At 41.8% G+C, this 17544-nt stretch carries 13 protein-coding genes and 1 pseudogene; 10 read left to right on the forward strand and 4 right to left on the reverse strand.

Annotated elements, in window-relative coordinates; all coding sequences use genetic code 11:
• Nucleotides 1–30: 30 nt before the first annotated feature.
• From RMZ42_RS02805 to RMZ42_RS02815, 3 genes are all read left to right on the forward strand, one after another.
• Nucleotides 31–735 (forward strand): SDR family oxidoreductase, encoded by a 705-nt coding sequence (locus RMZ42_RS02805; protein WP_322669964.1) that lies wholly within the window; start codon nt 31–33, stop codon nt 733–735.
• A gap of 106 nt (nt 736–841) precedes the next feature.
• The gene (gene hppD, locus RMZ42_RS02810; RefSeq protein WP_322669965.1) at nt 842–1948 is read left to right on the forward strand and encodes a 4-hydroxyphenylpyruvate dioxygenase; all 1107 of its coding nucleotides are present in this window, start codon (nt 842–844) and stop codon (nt 1946–1948) included.
• A 118-nt stretch (nt 1949–2066) separates the two neighbouring features.
• Nucleotides 2067–2759 (forward strand): HAD family hydrolase, encoded by a 693-nt coding sequence (locus RMZ42_RS02815; RefSeq protein ID WP_322669966.1) that lies wholly within the window; start codon nt 2067–2069, stop codon nt 2757–2759.
• Between the two features lie 153 nt (nt 2760–2912).
• Here RMZ42_RS02815 and RMZ42_RS02820 read toward each other — a convergent pair whose 3' ends face one another.
• Nucleotides 2913–3539: a CPP1-like family protein gene (locus tag RMZ42_RS02820; protein ID WP_322669967.1), complete on the reverse strand. Its 627-nt coding sequence runs from the start codon at nt 3537–3539 to the stop codon at nt 2913–2915.
• A gap of 650 nt (nt 3540–4189) precedes the next feature.
• Between RMZ42_RS02820 and RMZ42_RS02825 the strand changes: the two genes are divergently transcribed.
• Nucleotides 4190–4909, forward strand: coding sequence for a response regulator transcription factor (locus tag RMZ42_RS02825; protein WP_194040360.1), 720 nt, complete (start codon nt 4190–4192; stop codon nt 4907–4909).
• A gap of 655 nt (nt 4910–5564) precedes the next feature.
• Here the strand turns inward: RMZ42_RS02825 and RMZ42_RS02830 are convergent.
• Nucleotides 5565–5756, reverse strand: a pseudogene (locus RMZ42_RS02830) (DUF2811 domain-containing protein); the annotation flags it as partial.
• Nucleotides 5757–6242: 486 nt separating this feature from the next.
• Here RMZ42_RS02830 and RMZ42_RS02835 point away from each other — a divergent pair.
• Nucleotides 6243–7502: an MFS transporter gene (locus RMZ42_RS02835; RefSeq protein ID WP_322669968.1), complete on the forward strand. Its 1260-nt coding sequence runs from the start codon at nt 6243–6245 to the stop codon at nt 7500–7502.
• A gap of 36 nt (nt 7503–7538) precedes the next feature.
• Here RMZ42_RS02835 and hisIE read toward each other — a convergent pair whose 3' ends face one another.
• On the reverse strand, nt 7539–8189 hold the full coding sequence (gene hisIE, locus RMZ42_RS02840) for a bifunctional phosphoribosyl-AMP cyclohydrolase/phosphoribosyl-ATP diphosphatase HisIE (RefSeq protein ID WP_322669969.1): 651 nt from the start codon (nt 8187–8189) through the stop codon (nt 7539–7541).
• A 230-nt stretch (nt 8190–8419) separates the two neighbouring features.
• Here hisIE and hemL point away from each other — a divergent pair, with 230 nt between their 5' ends.
• Together hemL and RMZ42_RS02850 are read left to right on the forward strand one after the other, a co-directional pair.
• Nucleotides 8420–9718 (forward strand): glutamate-1-semialdehyde 2,1-aminomutase, encoded by a 1299-nt coding sequence (gene hemL, locus RMZ42_RS02845; RefSeq protein WP_322669970.1) that lies wholly within the window; start codon nt 8420–8422, stop codon nt 9716–9718.
• A 719-nt stretch (nt 9719–10437) separates the two neighbouring features.
• Entirely contained in the window at nt 10438–11358 is a 921-nt protein-coding gene (locus RMZ42_RS02850; protein WP_322669971.1) for a polysaccharide deacetylase family protein, read from the forward strand.
• 76 nt (nt 11359–11434) lie between these two features.
• Here the strand turns inward: RMZ42_RS02850 and RMZ42_RS02855 are convergent, their stop codons facing one another.
• Nucleotides 11435–12283 carry a fasciclin domain-containing protein gene (locus RMZ42_RS02855; protein ID WP_322669972.1) on the reverse strand — a complete coding sequence of 283 codons (849 nt, stop codon included), beginning with the start codon at nt 12281–12283 and terminating at the stop codon, nt 11435–11437.
• A gap of 709 nt (nt 12284–12992) precedes the next feature.
• On the opposite strand from RMZ42_RS02855, the gene RMZ42_RS02860 reads away from it, so the two are divergent.
• The 3 genes from RMZ42_RS02860 to RMZ42_RS02870 all read left to right on the forward strand — a co-directional run bounded on the left by RMZ42_RS02860 (nt 12993) and on the right by RMZ42_RS02870 (nt 17377).
• Complete coding sequence (locus tag RMZ42_RS02860; RefSeq protein ID WP_322669973.1) at nt 12993–13787, forward strand: glutathione S-transferase family protein; 795 nt, start codon at nt 12993–12995, stop codon at nt 13785–13787.
• Nucleotides 13788–13976: 189 nt separating this feature from the next.
• Complete coding sequence (locus tag RMZ42_RS02865) at nt 13977–15707, forward strand: ATP-binding protein (RefSeq protein WP_322670047.1); 1731 nt, start codon at nt 13977–13979, stop codon at nt 15705–15707.
• Between the two features lie 686 nt (nt 15708–16393).
• Nucleotides 16394–17377, forward strand: coding sequence for an RNA polymerase sigma factor, RpoD/SigA family (locus RMZ42_RS02870; protein ID WP_322639107.1), 984 nt, complete (start codon nt 16394–16396; stop codon nt 17375–17377).
• The last annotated feature ends 167 nt before the right edge of the window (nt 17378–17544 follow it).

Here is a 17544-nt window from a genome sequence, read left to right on the forward strand (position 1 = left end):
ACAAAGATGTAAAGAAATGTAAATAATACGATGCAGAATAAAGTTGTTGTTATTGTCGGAGCTACTGGTGGTATTGGTTCAGCTTTAACACAAAAACTTGCGCCTACCGGAGTCCGGTTGGTACTGGCTGCCAGAGATACAGTTCGTTTAACCACATTGGCTGCTGATTTACCAGGACAAGTTTTGACTGTTCCCACCGATATTACTGACCAACAGCAGGTAGATACTTTGATAGAAAAGACCATCGCTGAGTTTGGTCAAATTGATATTTTAGTGAATGCAGCTGGCGCTGGTATACTCAAACCCTACAACAGCCTAGAACCCACTGATTTAGACAAGATGTTAGATGTCAACTTAAAAGGTAGCTTTTACACCACTCAGGCGGCTGCTGAAGAGATGCAAAAGCGCAAGTCTGGTCACATCTGTAATATCGTAGGAATTCTGGGCAAACATTCGATGGGGATGGCAGCGGCTTATTCGGCTTCTAAGTTTGGTGTTGTCGGTTTTAGCAAGTGCATGGCAGAAGAACTCAAGCGTTTTGGTATCAAGTTCACGCTATTCTACTTTGGTGGGGTAGATTCTCCTTTTTGGGATAACGTCAACCTAAAAGTAGACCGAAAAAAAATGCTTAGTCCTGAAACTGCTGCCAATGCGATTTTCTTTGCTCTTTCTGCCGAACCGCAGGCTGTGCCAATGGAAATTAACATTCAACCTGATAGTCATTTATTCTTTTAAAGGGGGAGTATGCTTACATAATTCTTGCTTAGGAAAGAAGTGAAAATCTAGCAAAAAAGGCAAAATTTACAGATATATAAACTGTTATGCTTGATTTTCAATATTTATGAAAATTGATCGCGTTCATTTCTATGTAGAAGACGCCAAAGTTTGGCGAAATTGGTTTGTACGCCATCTTGGTTTTCAAGCAGTGACCAACGATCGCAGCAGTTCATTTCACACTTGTACAGAAGTGGTAAAAAGTGGTACTGTTTGCTTTTTTCTGTCTTCACCACTGTTACCCACAAGTCCAGTAGCTGAATTTCTGCGTCACTATCCACCTGGTGTGGCAGATGTCGCTTTTGCTGTCGAAGATGTCGAAGGCGCGATCGCACTAGCTCAAATGCACGGTGCTACAATCCTACAACCCATCCAGGAACGCCAGGTAGGTACGGCGTTCATCAAATGTGGCAAAATTGCCGCCTGGGGTGGATTGACTCATACGTTGATAGAAAGGTCATTGGTTTTTGAGAAAGGACAAATGACTAATGACATAGACGCTTCTGCGGCTTCCCGCAGGGTAGGACAAATCACAAATGACAACACTATTACTGCCATAGATCACATAGTGCTAAACGTGGCTGTTGGTGAATTAGATCGTGCCGTCGCTTGGTACGAAAATATCTTAGATTTTCAACCCCAGCAAACATTTAAAATTAAAACCAATCACTCTGCTTTACACAGCCAGGTGATGGTTTCGCGTAACGGTAGCGTTCAATTGCCAATTAATGAACCGGCTTCCAAGAATTCTCAAATTCAGGAATTTCTAGATGTCAATCGGGGGCCAGGAATTCAACATATTGCCTTGCGGACGACTAATCTTGTGAGTGCGATCGCGAAATTTCGTGCCAGTGGTTTATCCTTACTCTCGGTTCCCCAAACCTACTATTCACAACTAAAACAGCGACCAGGACTCACGCTATCACCTCTAGAATTAGAAGCGATCGCTCAACAGGAAATTCTCGTGGACTGGCAAGAATATACTCCTTTAGACGGAGGAAATACTGCACCCTTATTACTACAAATTTTCACCCAGCCCATTTTTGAACAGCCGACATTTTTCTTTGAGTTTATTGAACGTCGTTACCAAGCTCAAGGTTTTGGCGAAGGTAATTTTCGCGCCTTATTTGAAGCCATTGAAAGCGAACAAATTAAACGCGGTACGCTGCAATGAGGTAATTGTCGATACTTTCTTAAAAATAGTTTACAAAAAACCTTTAGCTAGACTTGATACCCTCAAAAAATAGCCATACATCTGAGATAAACTTAATAAAAATTAACTTTTACCGCCGATGCTAAGACTTATTACTGACTTCGACGGCCCAATTATTGATGTTTCCGAACGGTACTACCGTGTTTATCAATTCTGCTTAGATAAAACCCGTCGCCCAGATCAAGTAGTGCAAGAACTTCCGAAAGCGGAATTTTGGCAGTTAAAGCGATCGCGTGTTCCCGAAAAACAAATCGCCTTAAATTCCGGGTTAGACGAAGCCCAAGCCCAAGAATTTGCCCAGCTGCGACGACAAACTGTGCATACAGAACCCTACTTTGACTATGACACCCTCGCGCCTGGTGCTGTGGATGCACTGCTAAAAATTCAACAAGCTGGAATTGATTTAGCAGTTATGACCATGCGCCGATTTCGGGAACTAGATTATGCCTTCCAAAAACACGATTTAGGGAGATTTTTCCCAGAAAATCGTTGTTTTTGCTTGACTAACGACTATGTAAAGACTCGTGATATTGAAGATAAACCCTTGTTAATGGCTAGGGCTTTAGAAGAACTGCCCCCCGCAGCTGATACCTGGATGGTAGGCGATACGGAAGCCGACATCACCGCTGCGAAAAATTATGGTATTAAGGTAATGGCTGTGGAATCCGGGATTCGCGATCGCACCCAATTAGAACTTTACCACCCCGACTTAATTGTTCAGGATTTTAGCGCTGCTGTAGATTTAGTTCTAAAAGCTAAACACCTTGTCTAAAAAGCTCTGTACCTACAACAGATTCAATTAATCAGCATTCGGGTTGCAAATTAAAATAGGAGTCAGAATACTTATTCTGACTCCTGACTTTTTATCTTAGAAGAACACACATAAACCATGTCTTCTTTATCGAAACCTACTTATGGCAGTGGTTTAACGTAGAAAACTACTAACTAACCACAACAATATAAACGTCACTACAGTAGAAAACTGATTCGTTTCCAGATTGATAAATGATATTTGTGGTAAAAGCCAGCTAGCAACTAGTCCCCCAACGATTAGGCCAATTATTAAACTGACCAGGGTGAACAAAACTGCTCGGCCAAATTTGCCTTCCTTGCGATTAAGAAAGTAAATACTAGTGCCTACGCCAACCACCAATGCTAACTGCAAAACCTGATCGCCTCCCTCTGGATAGAACAGGCTAATAGAACTCAAACCGAGAAACCAAGCTCCTGGTAAGAGTATATCCGCAGGTGTTGGCTGATCCAGCATCCGTTGCAGCCATGCGGGTGACTGCTCGCGAGGGGTTGGACTTTCTTTAGGAGGCGATGGCACTCGCAACTCTGGAAACCGTATCCGCTCAGGGACTTTGATTTTACCTTCCTGGCGCATCCGTAAGCGATCCATTAAAATCGCATCGTAAGCCGCCTCAATAACTTCTAAATGCTTGGCGTCGCCATTATGTTGATCGAATAGGCGATTACGAGCATCCTGAATTTCATCGAAGCTAGCCTCTTCTGATACCCCAAGTTTTTCGTAGGGATTTTGATCGCTCATGGGAGTTTGTTACTTCAGCCTCAATCAGCGGCAGTCTTTTATCGAATAAAAAACAATTTTAGGTTTTATTTCGATCGAAACTAAAGTCTCGACCTATTTATATGCCCTACCAGGATAGTAGCACGGGTTAGTTTGATCGACTTTGTAATTTCAACTATAGTCACTTTAACATATCGCTATAACTCCGTGTATACCCTCATGTCGTTGTCTAATTCTGGCTCTAATCTAGAATTTGAACGGAGAGTACCTAAAAGTCATGGTTTTTATGAAAAAATCAACTTTAATGTTTCAAATTTGGCAACTTACTGTGCCCTAAAAGAGTTTTTTTTTAATTATACTGAATAATCGCTTGTGGTATATATCCACATATCGATTTAAAATTGAAACGTTTTAAGTTACCAGCTAACTGGGATCGAGAAGGTGTCTTGCTATCAAGAACGGTTGCAGTTCAAGTCAGAGCGCTTATATACTGTTGGCTAACAGAAGTTTCGCCTTCTCATTGCCCACAATCCTGATTAGAGTATTTATTTTAGAATAATCGGGATTGTTATACCGTAGCCATGTAGATTCTTAGTTAGTCCTAAAGTGGCAACTGCGTTTTTACGCAACTCTCTTGTTAATCTTACGAATTTTTGTGCAAAGTAATGGTCATGGCTCCCGCCAAGATTCTTGTAGTTGACGACGACCCTGCGGTTCGGAATTTAATCCAACGCTTTTTGATTAAACAGAACTATCAGGTGGAGGCTGCCGAAGACGGAAAGACAGCCTTAAATCTATTTGAGCAATTTAACCCTGATTTGGTGATTCTAGATGTGAATTTACCAGATGTCACAGGGTTTAACCTCTGCCAAGAGATGCAAAGTCGTAATGGTGTTTTTGTTTTGATGTTGACTAGCCGTGCTGACGAAGCTGATAAAATTCGCGGCTTTGCTAAAGGTGCTGACGACTATCTCACCAAGCCTTTTGGACTAGGAGAGCTAGAAGTCAGAGTTGGAGCTATTTTGAGGCGTCAGCGAGTGATAACTACGGCCGAGCAGAAACGCTTGGTATTTGAAAAACTTATGATCGATCCAGTGCGACGGGAGGTAGCACTTAATAACCAACCAGTACCCTTAACTGCTCTGGAATTTGACTTGTTGCATTTTTTAGCTAGTCATCCAGGCCGAGTTTGGCGGCGTGCAGAGCTAATCCAAGAGGTGTGGGATTATGAATATGTCGGCGACCAGCGGGTTGTAGATGTTCATATCGGCCAAATTCGCAAGAAGATTGAAATTGATGCTAGTCAGCCAGCATTAATTCAAACTGTACGTGGCGTAGGCTATAAGTTTGAATCTGCTGCTCACCCCCAGCAGTTGGAAGGCAAGTCCTGAGTTTATAGTCTAGAGTTTTTTAACTCTTGACTGTTGACTCTTGGGGTAGTGGTTGGTGAATTTTCTTAGTTTTAGTAACAGACAAATTTAGATAATCAAAATAAGTAGATATTCCTCAAATACACGCCAAACAGTGATTTGAGATATTTATTTATCTATCTATTTAAGATAGTAAACAGGGGAGAAAGTCCACTGGAAAATATTTCTTGGTATGTAACCGTTTTGGTAGATATAACGGTGCTGAGATTGGAGTTCATAGGGTACATAGCTGTGCATTGGTAGTCAAATGAAGCTAAAGTCCCATTAAAAGCCCGTTTATAGCCTCTGTCTGGAAATGCTGCCGTAAGTCAGGGAAGCGGCAGCCTCAAAATAGATATTTCCAGTTGGAGACTGAGAACAAAGGTAAATTCCGCTCTATTAGCAACTACTTTTGGCAATAAAAGAAACTATTAGAACTTTTTTATGGATCGGAATCTACCGATCTTTTTTATTGTAATATTGCCGATCGCTATCAGCTGAAAATCCCGTTAATGGGGCACGGTATGCCGTGCCCCATTAATAAATAGGGGAATAACGCCCTTTATACCAGTAGCTATGGGGTGTCTAGTAAATTAGCTGTTGCTGGTGAGTCGGTACAGGGCATTTCTACTGTGGAGTGATGGAACAAAGTTTCCAGATAGACTCGAGCAGCACGGCGATCGCTATCTCCATTTTGGAGTAAAAACAATGATAGTGCCGCCGTCAGTACTCTGTTTTCATCCCAATCGGGATGGGTTTCTAAGTAGTTTTTTAAGGATTCGTGGAGTGTTTCAGGAATTTCTGTAAAGATACTAACCGTTGATTTCATGAGATTTTCCTCCTATGAGGATAATCAAGAGGGACAAGTTGCTTGCGGTAAAGCGGTTTAGGGCTTTACACGCTCTTTCGCTATCCCGACAATCTGCGTTTACATCTAGTAGTAATATATTTTACACATTTGATGCCAGCGGTTGAACGGAATTATAAAAGCAAGCCGCATCATTGTGCGCCAAGAGGGGGTGGGTTTGTCAATGCTGCGAAATGTTAAAAACGATGGTATAAAAAATAAATGCGAACGAAAGAATCGGGATTTAAGCCGATTTTTTGTTACTTTACTTCATAAAAACTCAGTCCTTAAACTTCTTTCCTACTTGTAATCAACAATCCCCAGTTAGACAGCAAGAAGCCTATTAGCTCGTATAGCACCTGTGGAAAACTGCTAAAATCCCTGTGGAAACCCTGTGGAATCAGTGAGGAAAATAGTAACCAATGATAAGAATTACAAAAATGTCATCAAGTTATGACATTTAAACTCATGAAATTAGCTTCTCAATCTCAGTTATCATCGTGGTTGCCCTCGATACATCCCCAGGTCTGGGTTTTCGCAATTGGTAGATTTCTCTCGGAAGTTGGTACCGGCTGTACCCTGTTTTACGCCCCCATCTTTTTTGTCAATCAACTTGGTTTATCTGCAACCAGTGTTGGGGTAGCCTTGGGTAGCGCCTCGATTTCCGGCATCGTAGGGCGGATTGCGGGTGGTTCTTTGGCTGATTCTGAATATTGGGGACGCCGGCGTACTTTGTTGCTAGCGACGGCGATTTCAGCAATTGCTTCTCTAGTTTTAGCTGCAACCGATAATTTCAGTTCTTTGGTAATCGGTAGCTTGATTAGCGGTTTAGGGATAGGTTTCTATTGGCCTGCGGCTGAAGCTGTGGTTGCTGACGCTAGCCAAATTGACAATCGCCGGGAAACTTTTGCGATCGCTCGACTAGCTGATAATCTGGGGTTAGCGATCGGAATTGTGCTAGCTGGGTTTTTGATTGCGATAATTGGGAGTTATCGCTGGCTATTTGTGATTGATGCCATCTCTTTTATGGCATTTTTTGGAGTTGTCTATGTAGGGATTAATGAAACCGAACAACAGCAGATAGAGGAACCTGAAAAGACAGAACTTTTTGCTGCTTGGATGGCAGTATTAAGAGATTGGCGTTTCCTAGTCTACATCGCAGTTAATATATTTTTTACAATCTATATTTCTCAAATCCACAGCACCCTACCGCTTTACTTCAAAAACTTTGTTTTTGTAGAAAGTACCGCCAAGGGATTTGCTGAAACTACCATTAGCGGACTATTTGCTTGGCATCTAGTGTTCGCAATTATTTGTCAGTTGCCTGTCACCAGTATTTTAAAACGCTGCTCTCACACTCTCGCGCTCACTGTTTCTGCGATTTTCTGGGCAATTGGTTTCGGACTGATTTGGGTTAGCGGCATAGCCCCATCTTATCATCTGCTTTGGGTAACATTGGCATTGGGAGTATTTGCTGTGGCAATTGTTTCCTATACCCCATCTGCTGCCTCTTTAGTGACTGAGTTAGCCCCGGAAAATCAACGCGGCGTGTATTTTTCTATCAACGCTTTATGCTGGGCTGTTGGCTCTTTTATTGGTCATCCTTTGGGTGGATGGGCATTAGACCAACCACAAATTATTACTAATAGTTACTGGCTAGGCTTCATCTTGAGTGTAGCGATCGCTGCGGCAATTTTACAGTATCTCAATCGAATTTTGGCTGAGTAACATAACTCCCCACGGTAAGATGACCTGTTTTTTTACTTATTGACGACGTTCTTGCAGCTTGCGATATACCGATTTTAAATCAACTTGATGGTGAGCTAGGGCAACCAAAGTATGATATAGCAAATCAGCCACTTCACCTGCGATCGCATCTGCTTCATCATCCTTAAAAGCCATTACCACCTCAGCAGTTTCCTCACCAATCTTTTTCAAAATTTTGTTATCGCCACCTGCAAATAGTTTACAAGTGTAAGAACTTTCAGTAGGATTATCGCGGCGATCGCATATTATTTGAAACAATTGTGACAATGTATCACCTGGAGGTGCAGCAATTTTTCCTTCTATTTGGTGAAAACAACTGCGCTCTCCAGTATGACAGGCAACATCTCCTAATTGTTCTACCCCGATAAGCAGGGCATCACTATCACAGTCATAACGGATACTTTGTACTTTTTGAAGATGTCCAGAAGTCGCCCCCTTGTGCCACAACTCTTGCCGGGAACGACTCCAAAACCAAGTTTCTTCAGTTTCTAAAGTCTTTTGTAATGACTCCTGATTCATCCACGCCATCATCAGGACAGTACCATCTAGATAGTCTTGGACAATTGCAGGCACTAGACCCCGTTCATCGTAGCGAATTTTCTCAACCGGGATAGTGTAATGCAGCGATCGCGAATCGTAAGAAGACATACCAGCTAGTTTGCTCTCATGAGAATAATTTATGGATTCACGATACCATTCAAAATAGGACAGCCGATATGTTTTTTTTGAATTAAATATCTAAAGTCAAGTCTTCACTCGACTTGCATAACATAATGTTATTTTTTTGGTTCCGCTAATTTTATAGGATAGAAATTCTAAGCAGTGTTTGACTTTATCCTAAGATAGAGCGTTTTATTGCCCACTGTTAGGAGAGAACTTTGGTAAATACCACAATTAAAACAACAAAATCACAAGAAGTCTTCGCCGCCGCTCAAAATCTCATGCCCGGAGGAGTCAGTTCTCCAGTTCGTGCTTTTAAATCTGTGGGCGGACAACCCATCGTTTTCGATCGTGTCAAAGGCGCGTATATTTGGGATGTAGATGGCAATAAATACATAGACTATGTAGGCACTTGGGGCCCAGCTATTTGTGGTCATGCTCATCCAGAAGTCATTGCAGCATTGCATGAAGCTTTAGAAAAAGGCACCAGTTTCGGCGCACCCTCAGTCCTAGAAAATGTTTTGGCAGAAATGGTCATCGATGCCGTTCCTAGCATCGAAATGGTCAGATTTGTCAACTCTGGAACTGAAGCCTGTATGGGAGTTTTGCGGCTGATGCGGGCTTTCACCAACCGAGACAAAATCATTAAATTTGAAGGCTGCTACCACGGACACGCCGATACGTTTCTAGTGAAAGCGGGTTCTGGTGTTGCCACACTTGGCTTGCCAGACTCACCGGGAGTTCCTAAAGCAGCAACTAGCAGTACTCTTACTGCACCTTTCAATGACTTAGAAGCAGTCAAAGCTTTATTTGAAGAAAATCGCGACGAGATTGCTGGTGTCATTCTTGAGCCAGTCGTCGGCAATGCTGGATTTATCGCACCTGATGCTGGCTTTTTAGAAGGGTTACGGGAACTAACTCACGAATATGGAGCGTTGTTGGTATTTGACGAAGTGATGACAGGTTTCCGCATTGCTTACGGTGGCGCTCAAGAAAAATTTGGCGTCACTCCCGATTTAACAACCTTGGGTAAGGTGATTGGTGGTGGTTTGCCAGTAGGGGCTTATGGTGGTCGCCGAGATATTATGTCAATGGTTGCGCCTGCCGGCCCCGTATATCAAGCTGGGACTCTTTCCGGTAATCCCTTGGCGATGACTGCTGGAATTAAAACTTTAGAATTACTGCAAAAGCCAGGTACTTACGAGTCTCTTGAGCGAATTACTAAAAAACTAGCAGATGGTTTGCTGCAAATTGCCAAAGAAACTGGTCATGCAGCTTGCGGCGGCCAAATCAGCGCCATGTTCGGCTTATTCTTTACCGCTGGTCCAGTTCATAACTACGAAGATGCGAAAAAGTCTGATACAGCCAAATTTGGACGCTTCCATCGCGGGATGTTAGAGCGTGGTGTTTATTTAGCACCCTCTCAATTTGAAGCTGGGTTTACATCTTTTGCCCACACAGAAGAAGACATCGAGCAGACTTTAGCAGTTGCACGGGATGTAATGTCTAGCCTGTAACCTTTTAAGATAAGGGATTTCCAAATAAAAGTATCCTGTTGACTCTTGTGGGGTAGGTATCTTGCCCCACAAAATGGATGATTTATCGGAAGTCCCTTTTTTGAGACGAAAACAAGCGTGCGGAATTTTCGGACTCACTTTAAAACATATTTGCAGAATTCTCAGCAGTTAATAGCGTTCAATCCTTTGATGCTACTGGGGATCGAAGAAATTTTTTAACACATTTGCTCTCTATCGTCATTACTCAAGAAAGGTCACATCTTCGTCATCATTTCGCAATAGCTTCGTCAATAGAATATGCAATATTTAGCCTACATTAAGATTCATAGTTAATGAGGCAGGATTAATAAATTATTAGGGGGTTAAGTCCCTTGCAACTAAGAAGTATCAAGTTTTGTGGCTCTTGTCTGAATCTTTGTTGCAAAACTTAACTTAATTACAAATTATTTTACTTGCTTTTTACAGTTCTCAAAATTTCCTCATACCCCATAGATTACAAAAATTAATGCATAAGAAGGTTCTTACCTTTATGGTGAGGGTTTTGCTTATAGATATTAGATTATCCATCGGGTAAGGTATTTTTTCAGAGTCAGGGTTGGAGCCAACTTAAAAAAATATACCAGTCATAACTGTAGCTTGTATGGCAAGGCTTACAGAGTAGAAAAAGCTGCCATAAATACTGTGAAAAAAAGATGGTTCAACCTTGAAGGAGCTATGAAGTGAACAACAATAAATCATTTTTTGGTCTGCAAAAAATATTAGTTACGTTGCTTGTATTGAGTGGGAGTGTGAGTGTGAGCACGATGATGCTTATTAAGTCAAGCTCTTCTAATGCTCAAAGTACAGAGAATATAAATGTAAACAATCAACCAAGCAAAGTTGGAATTCAGCAGCAGATTGAAGAACTCAAAGCAACGATGCTTAGAAGTTGGCAGCAACAAGTACAAACAAAAGGTTTTTCATATACTGTGCCACAGCGTTTTCAAGGGGCAATAGTTGATGCGGCAAAATTGACTCCCGACCAGAAAGTAATTGCGCTCACCTTTGATGATGGGCCATGGCCTGAAAGTACCGGGGAAGTACTAGATATTCTCAAAAAAAATCAGATAAAAGGGACATTTTTTCTGATTGGGCAAAATGTAAAGAATTATCCAGGCTTAGTGAAGCGGGAGATTGCTGAAGGTCACGTAATTGGTAATCACACTTGGCATCATTGGTATCAATTCTTAAATCCACAAGCAGCTGCCTATGAAATTGACCACACAGCAGACTTGATTTATCAAGTGACAGGGATTAAAACAAATTTATTTCGACCACCAGGGGGAATCATGCACAATGGGGTGGCTAGTTACGCTAGAAATAGCAAATATGCTATCATTCGCTGGTCATCTGACTCTGTAGACTACTCACGTCCTGCTGTACCAAAATTAATTAATAATGTGTTTAGGAGGGCCAAGCCAGGTGGAATTGTGCTAATGCATGATGGTGGTGGTAATCGCTCTAAAACTGTGCAAGCTTTACCAGAAATTATTGCCAACTTTCGGAAACAGGGCTATAAATTTGTTACTATTCCTGAACTTTTAGAAATGCAAGATAAAGATCAAAAGCTAACTGCAAACAAAAAAACCGTCCAAAACTAACATCTGAACGGAACTTTAACGTATTAATACTTTATGCCAATCTAGTTATGTTGCCAGTTGTGCTGATACCTTACAACTACAAGTCAGGAGGTAAAATCACCTGATCGATTGCGTGGATTACGCCGTTACTACCTGTAATATCTGCCTGTGTCACTTTAGCATCATTGACAGTGACACCAGTAGCAGGATCGACTTTAACGTTGATTGTGCCACCTTCGAGGCTTTTAACTTCGCCAGACTTTAAATCAGTAGACAATACCTTACCAGGCACCACATGGTAAGTTAAAATCTTGAGCAATACTTCTTTGTTATCTGGCTTTAATAATTCTTGCAAAGCATCTGCTGGTAACTTAGCAAAAGCTGCATCTGTGGGTGCAAAAATAGTTAAGTTATCTTTGCCTTGCAAAGCTGCGGTTAATCCTGCTGCTTTCAAAGCCTTGGTCAACGTGGTAAAGGAAGCGTTTGACTCTGCCAAGGCTAATAAGTTTTTGCCTTGATTGCTACTTGCCCCTGGTTTTGGTGGAGTTGTAGTAGGTGTATTAGTAGATGGTGTGGTAGGTTGAGTTTCTGGGGTAGTACTTGGGGTGACGGGTGTAGGTTCACTAGGTGTAGCACTACCACCACCACGGTTATAGGGAGGCTCGTTGAAAATACTTGGTCTGGGATTTACCGTTCCACCACTTCTCTGTGCTACTGGCTTGCGTTTGGTATTGCCCTTTTCGATTTGAGAAACGGCTTCAGCAGGCGCGTATTGAGTGTTTGCTTGAAGGCGTTGACCTTGGTTATAGGGAGCTTCGTTGAAAATACTGGGGTTAGGATTTAATACCTCTTTCGCATCAGATGGTAAAGTAATGAGGACGCTGAAACTAGTAAATCCTGCTATGCCTGCCAACGTGGTCAGCAATTTGCTGTAATTTGTCTTCATAAATTTTGTTTTTTTTGTCCACACATTACATAAAGATTTATAACATTTTGCTATGCACAAAATCTAACTCAAGAGGGAAGTAAGGTTTTTCTGTAGAATAGTTTGTGCTAGTAAGGTTAAATATTTAACCTCGATTCACGCCGATCGTCATGAAATATATCTACCATATTATTTCTTGGAAATTGAACAAATTTTCTCCATCACACAAAAATTTAAAAACCCCACTCGGATAACATAAATTATCGAAAAGTATGAAAATCTCACCTCTACAAGCTATAAGTTACAATTAGCTCCAAAAAAAGATTATACTTGAAAGATAATTTATATACAAAGTTGTACTTAAATTAATAGTTGATTCATAAATGTTGAATTACATTGATTATTCAGCAAAAGCACAGAAATTAATTCCCGAAATATTTTAGGGTAGGCTAACGCTGACAAAAATTGAAGTAACTGTTGAAGACCCACGAATGAGGGGTTAGGGCTATTTATATAATATATGCCGAATTAAAATACTTAGTTATTTGATATTTTAATCAATCAGAAAACAAGATTTTTTTAAATCGATAATTTTGCCAACAATCAGGCATCGGTTAAACCTTAATGTCAATTAAATAGACAGCTTACCAACTAATACCAATAAAAATTACTTAAACTAAAGATACAATTGTAAAGTTAATAAGTTGACCAGTTACAAGAGATAGAACACATGCTGGAATTATACCAATGGGAACTCTCTCAATACTCAGAGAAAGTGCGCCTAATTCTAGATTTTAAAGGACTAGATTACCGCAAAATAGAGGTCACGCCTGGGATTGGACAAGTGGAACTGTTCCGGCTGACTGGTCAAAGACAAGTGCCAGTATTAAAGGATCGTAATAAATATATTGCGGATTCCACGGAAATAGCTAAGTATTTAGACTTAGAGTATCCCGATCGCCCCATAATACCGCAAGATCCTAAACAACGGGGTTTAACTTTATTAATAGAAGAATGGGCGGATGAGTCTATAGGCATCAAAGGTCGCAAAGCACTATTTGCAGCCGTAAGTCAAGATCAAAATTTCCGTAAGTCTTTATTACCCACCTCAACACCAGATATATTTAAAAGTCTGGTTCAAGGAGTACCTAGTGACTTACTGACAGTGTTGGGTTTTGGCGTAGGTTACAGCCCAGATGTGATACAGTCAGCGATCGCATCTTTAAAACAAGACTTGGAAGCCTTAACGTTATTATTGGCAGATAGTCCTTATTTAACAGGAGATGAGCCGACTTTAGCTGACTTAGCGGTGGCTGGCTTATCGATATTACTCAAGTTTCCCTCTGGGCCCTATCTGGATTTACCAGCTTCTATCAGAGGTAAAGGATTGCCAATCTTTGCCGAGAATATAGATTATCAACCATTCTTTACCTGGCGCGATCGCCTTTACGCCCAATTCCGCAAACCGTTAATTAGTACCACTCCATCAACAGGAAGTGCGCCAACCTCGATTCAGATTGATTAGATAATGGGGACTGGGGATTGGGAACTGGGGACTGGGGAGATGAGGGAGCAGGGGGCAGGGAAGCAGGGGAGCAGGGGGCAAGGGGCAGAGAAGAATAATAATAACTAATGCCCTATGCCCAATGACAAATGACAAATGTCCAATGACAAATGACAAATGACAAATGACAAATGACCAATGACTAATCAGATGAATTCGGCACAGCCATTAGGTTCGGTCATTCAAGGTTCTCTAACTGAAGGTTTAGAAGTCCGATTGCATCCTGACATTTCTGTAGAAGATATGCGGGTGGGTAAATTTCTTGTTGTGCAAGGGATGCGATCGCGTTTTTTTTGTATGCTGACAGATGTAGCATTGGGAGCTGCTAATGCCCGAATTATTGCTAATCCCCCCAATTGGGAAGACACTTTTTTACGAGATGTTTTAGCCGGAAGTGGTACTTATGGTACTATCAACCTCGCGCCGATGTTGATGTTCACTCCCGAAACTGAAGAATCTTTCTCCCCAACAAATGGCAAATCGGCAAATCCTTTCCTTCCATCGGTGACGGGTTTAGCTTCATTTATGCCACAAACCAGCACGACAATAGAATTGTTGCCGGTGAAAACTATTCCTAGTCACTTTAGTCAAGTTTACGAAGCAAGTGTTGACGATTTTCGCCGCGTATTTGGTTGGGAAGATGACCCCCAAAGGCGCAACTTTTCCATCGGCAAACCTTTGGATATGGATGTACCCGTTTGTATCGATTTGAATCGCTTTGTAGAACGGAGTAATGGGGTTTTTGGGAAATCTGGTACTGGTAAATCTTTTCTAACACGGCTACTTTTAGCTGGCGTTATCCGTAAAAATGCGGCAGTAAATTTGATTTTTGATATGCACTCGGAGTATGGCTGGGAAGCCGTTGCAGAAGGTAAAAATGTCAATACTGTTAAAGGCTTAAAGCAACTTTTTCCTAGCAAGGTAGAAGTTTATACCCTCGACCCGGAATCGACAAAGCGTCGGGGTGTGCGTGATGCTCAAGAACTTTATTTGAGTTACGAGCAAATAGAAGTTGAAGATATTAAGTTATGTAGCCGAGATTTAGGACTCTCTGACGCAGCCTTGGATAATGCCAATATTTTGTATAGCGAATTTGGCAAGTCTTGGATTGTCCAATTGTTGAATATGACTAACGAAGAAATCGAGATGTTCTGCGAGGAGAAACGCGGACACAAAGGCTCGATTATGGCATTGCAGCGCAAACTCTTGCGGATGGATAGCTTGAAGTATATGCGAGCCGTTTGCCCCCAGAATTACATTAGTAAAATTGTGCAATGCCTGGAATCTGGGAAGAATGTTGTGATAGAATTTGGTTCCCAGTCTAATATGCTCTCTTATATGTTGGTGACAAATATGATCACCCGCCGTATTCACGAGCATTACGTCAAGAAAGCAGATAAATTCCTGCAAAGCAAAAATCCTAGCGATCGCCCAACGCCATTGATGATTACCATTGAAGAGGCGCACCGTTTCCTTGACCCAGCTATCGTTCAAAGTACTATCTTTGGGACTATCGCCCGCGAGCTGCGGAAGTATTTTGTCACACTTTTGGTAGTCGATCAACGTCCATCAGGCATTGATAATGAAGTGATGTCGCAAATAGGGACTCGCATTACCGCTTTGCTGAATGATGAAAAAGACATTGAGGCGATTTTTACAGGTGTATCTGGTGGTAGCGGACTGCGATCGGTATTGGCAAAGCTAGACTCGAAACAACAAGCTTTAATATTGGGTCACGCCGTTCCTATGCCCGTAGTAGTCCGTACCCGTCCTTATGACGCAACTTTTTATGCCGAAATTGGTGAGCCAGCCTGGGAAGAAAAACCTGACGCAGAAGTATTCGCCGCTGCGGAACTAGCCAAAGCTGACCTTGGATTTTAGATTGTCATTTGTCAGTTGTCATTTGTCATTTGTCCTTTGTAAATGACCAATACTTCTCTACGAACGCTAACAGCGTGTCAAAGACAGAGATTACGCCAACGACTTACCTCGGCTCCACTACCTCGACTTCGCTCGGCACAAGTCGGCACGAGCCGCTCAGTACAAGTGACAAATGACCAATGACCAATGACAAATGACTAATTCGTGACATCCCTCCATTATCACAGCAAATTAAGTTCGGTTATCCCGCTAGTTTTGGCAACAGAAGAGGGGTTTTTGGCGTCACTATAGAAGTAGTCAGCAATTTCGAGGAAATTTAAAAATTTTTTATATAACGGCTGCTTTTAAATTATAATAATAGGTTTTATCTTAAGAGAGTTTACTATTTGCCTGATTTATCGTATCATAAGTTAAGTAAACTCATACCGACTTCGGATTTACCGATCGGTGTTAGTAACTGTCCAAGAGAAGAATTCTCAAAAATAACCAGCGTGCTTATAAAAAATTGAAAATTTAGGGAAGGTAGGGGAACCTATCAATGGGGGCTTACCGTCTTAACAACGGCTGTATCAATTAACTAATTGCTTTTGATAGCTCCCGATATTTCGTGATAGATGTACTACTTCTCCCCATCCATTTAGTAATAAAACATACATTATCTTTACGAAGTAGAGGACATCGCACCAATGCCTACTGTCAATACCCAAACGGAAAACCTCAACACCAAATTCACGGCTGATATGGTGCGAACCTATCTGCGAGAAATTGGTCGTGTACCACTGCTAACCCGCGAACAAGAAATTGTCTTTGGCAAGCAAGTGCAACAAATGATGACGCTCATCGATGCCAAGGAAGCTTTGGCGAAGAAGTTGCAACGCGAACCGGATATTTCAGAGTGGGCTGACCACGTTAAACAATCGGAAACCGATGTGCAGCAGACAGTGGCACAAGGTAAGCGGGCAAAGCAAAAAATGATCGAAGCGAATTTGCGCTTGGTTGTCGCTATTGCTAAAAAGTATCAAAAGCGAAATATGGAGTTTCTGGATTTAATCCAGGAAGGAACACTAGGCTTAGAGCGGGGTGTGGAGAAATTTGACCCGATGAGGGGTTATAAGTTCTCGACTTATGCTTACTGGTGGATTCGCCAAGCAATTACTCGGGCCATCGCTCAACAAGGTCGGACTATTCGCTTACCGATCCATATCACCGAGAAACTGAACAAAATTAAAAAAGTGCAGCGCGAGTTGGCTCAAAGCTTGGGGCGATCGCCAACTCCAGCCGAAATTGCCAAAGCACTGGAACTAGAACCTGCTCAGATTCGCGAGTACCTGAATATGGCTCGTCAACCAGTGTCTTTGGATGTGCGAGTTGGTGAAAACCAAGATACTGAGTTGCAAGAAATGCTCGAAGATGATGGCCCATCACCAGAGTATTACACCAACCAGGAATTCTTACGCCAAGACTTGAACAATCTGTTAGCAGAACTAACACCGCAACAGCGAGAAGTTGTAGCACTGCGCTTTGGTTTAGAAGATGGTAATGAAATGTCATTGGCAAAAGTTGGTGAGAGATTGAATCTCAGCCGCGAACGCGTTCGTCAGTTAGAGCATCAAGCTTTGGCTCATCTGCGTCGCCGTCGTGCCAATGTCAAAGAATACGTTGCTAGCTAAAATAAGAGACGCGGAACTTCGCGTCTCTACAGCACCTTGGTGATGCGCTTCCTGAATTCAGGGGGCGATTTTTTTTGCTGAAAACCAGGAAACGCAGTTAATCAGGTATTCGCTAAAATGAATAGCATTAATAATTAACGTGAGTTCGACAAGTCCCTTGCTTTTTT

Source organism: Nostoc sp. DedQUE05, assembly GCF_034530955.1.
GTDB lineage: Bacteria > Cyanobacteriota > Cyanobacteriia > Cyanobacteriales > Nostocaceae > Nostoc.

Excerpts from the sequence above, each read along its gene's own strand:
- hppD (WP_322669965.1), top strand. The coding sequence starts at position 842 with ATGAAAATTGATCGCGTTCATTTCTATGTAGAAGACGCCAAAGTTTGG.
- RMZ42_RS02815 (WP_322669966.1), top strand. The coding sequence starts at position 2,067 with ATGCTAAGACTTATTACTGACTTCGACGGCCCAATTATTGATGTTTCC.
- RMZ42_RS02860 (WP_322669973.1), top strand. The coding sequence starts at position 12,993 with ATGCTGGAATTATACCAATGGGAACTCTCTCAATACTCAGAGAAAGTG.
- hisIE (WP_322669969.1), bottom strand. The coding sequence starts at position 8,189 with ATGTCTTCTTACGATTCGCGATCGCTGCATTACACTATCCCGGTTGAG.
- RMZ42_RS02805 (WP_322669964.1), top strand. The coding sequence starts at position 31 with ATGCAGAATAAAGTTGTTGTTATTGTCGGAGCTACTGGTGGTATTGGT.
- RMZ42_RS02855 (WP_322669972.1), bottom strand. The coding sequence starts at position 12,283 with ATGAAGACAAATTACAGCAAATTGCTGACCACGTTGGCAGGCATAGCA.
- RMZ42_RS02820 (WP_322669967.1), bottom strand. The coding sequence starts at position 3,539 with ATGAGCGATCAAAATCCCTACGAAAAACTTGGGGTATCAGAAGAGGCT.
- RMZ42_RS02865 (WP_322670047.1), top strand. The coding sequence starts at position 13,977 with ATGAATTCGGCACAGCCATTAGGTTCGGTCATTCAAGGTTCTCTAACT.
- RMZ42_RS02870 (WP_322639107.1), top strand. The coding sequence starts at position 16,394 with ATGCCTACTGTCAATACCCAAACGGAAAACCTCAACACCAAATTCACG.
- RMZ42_RS02825 (WP_194040360.1), top strand. The coding sequence starts at position 4,190 with ATGGCTCCCGCCAAGATTCTTGTAGTTGACGACGACCCTGCGGTTCGG.
- RMZ42_RS02835 (WP_322669968.1), top strand. The coding sequence starts at position 6,243 with ATGAAATTAGCTTCTCAATCTCAGTTATCATCGTGGTTGCCCTCGATA.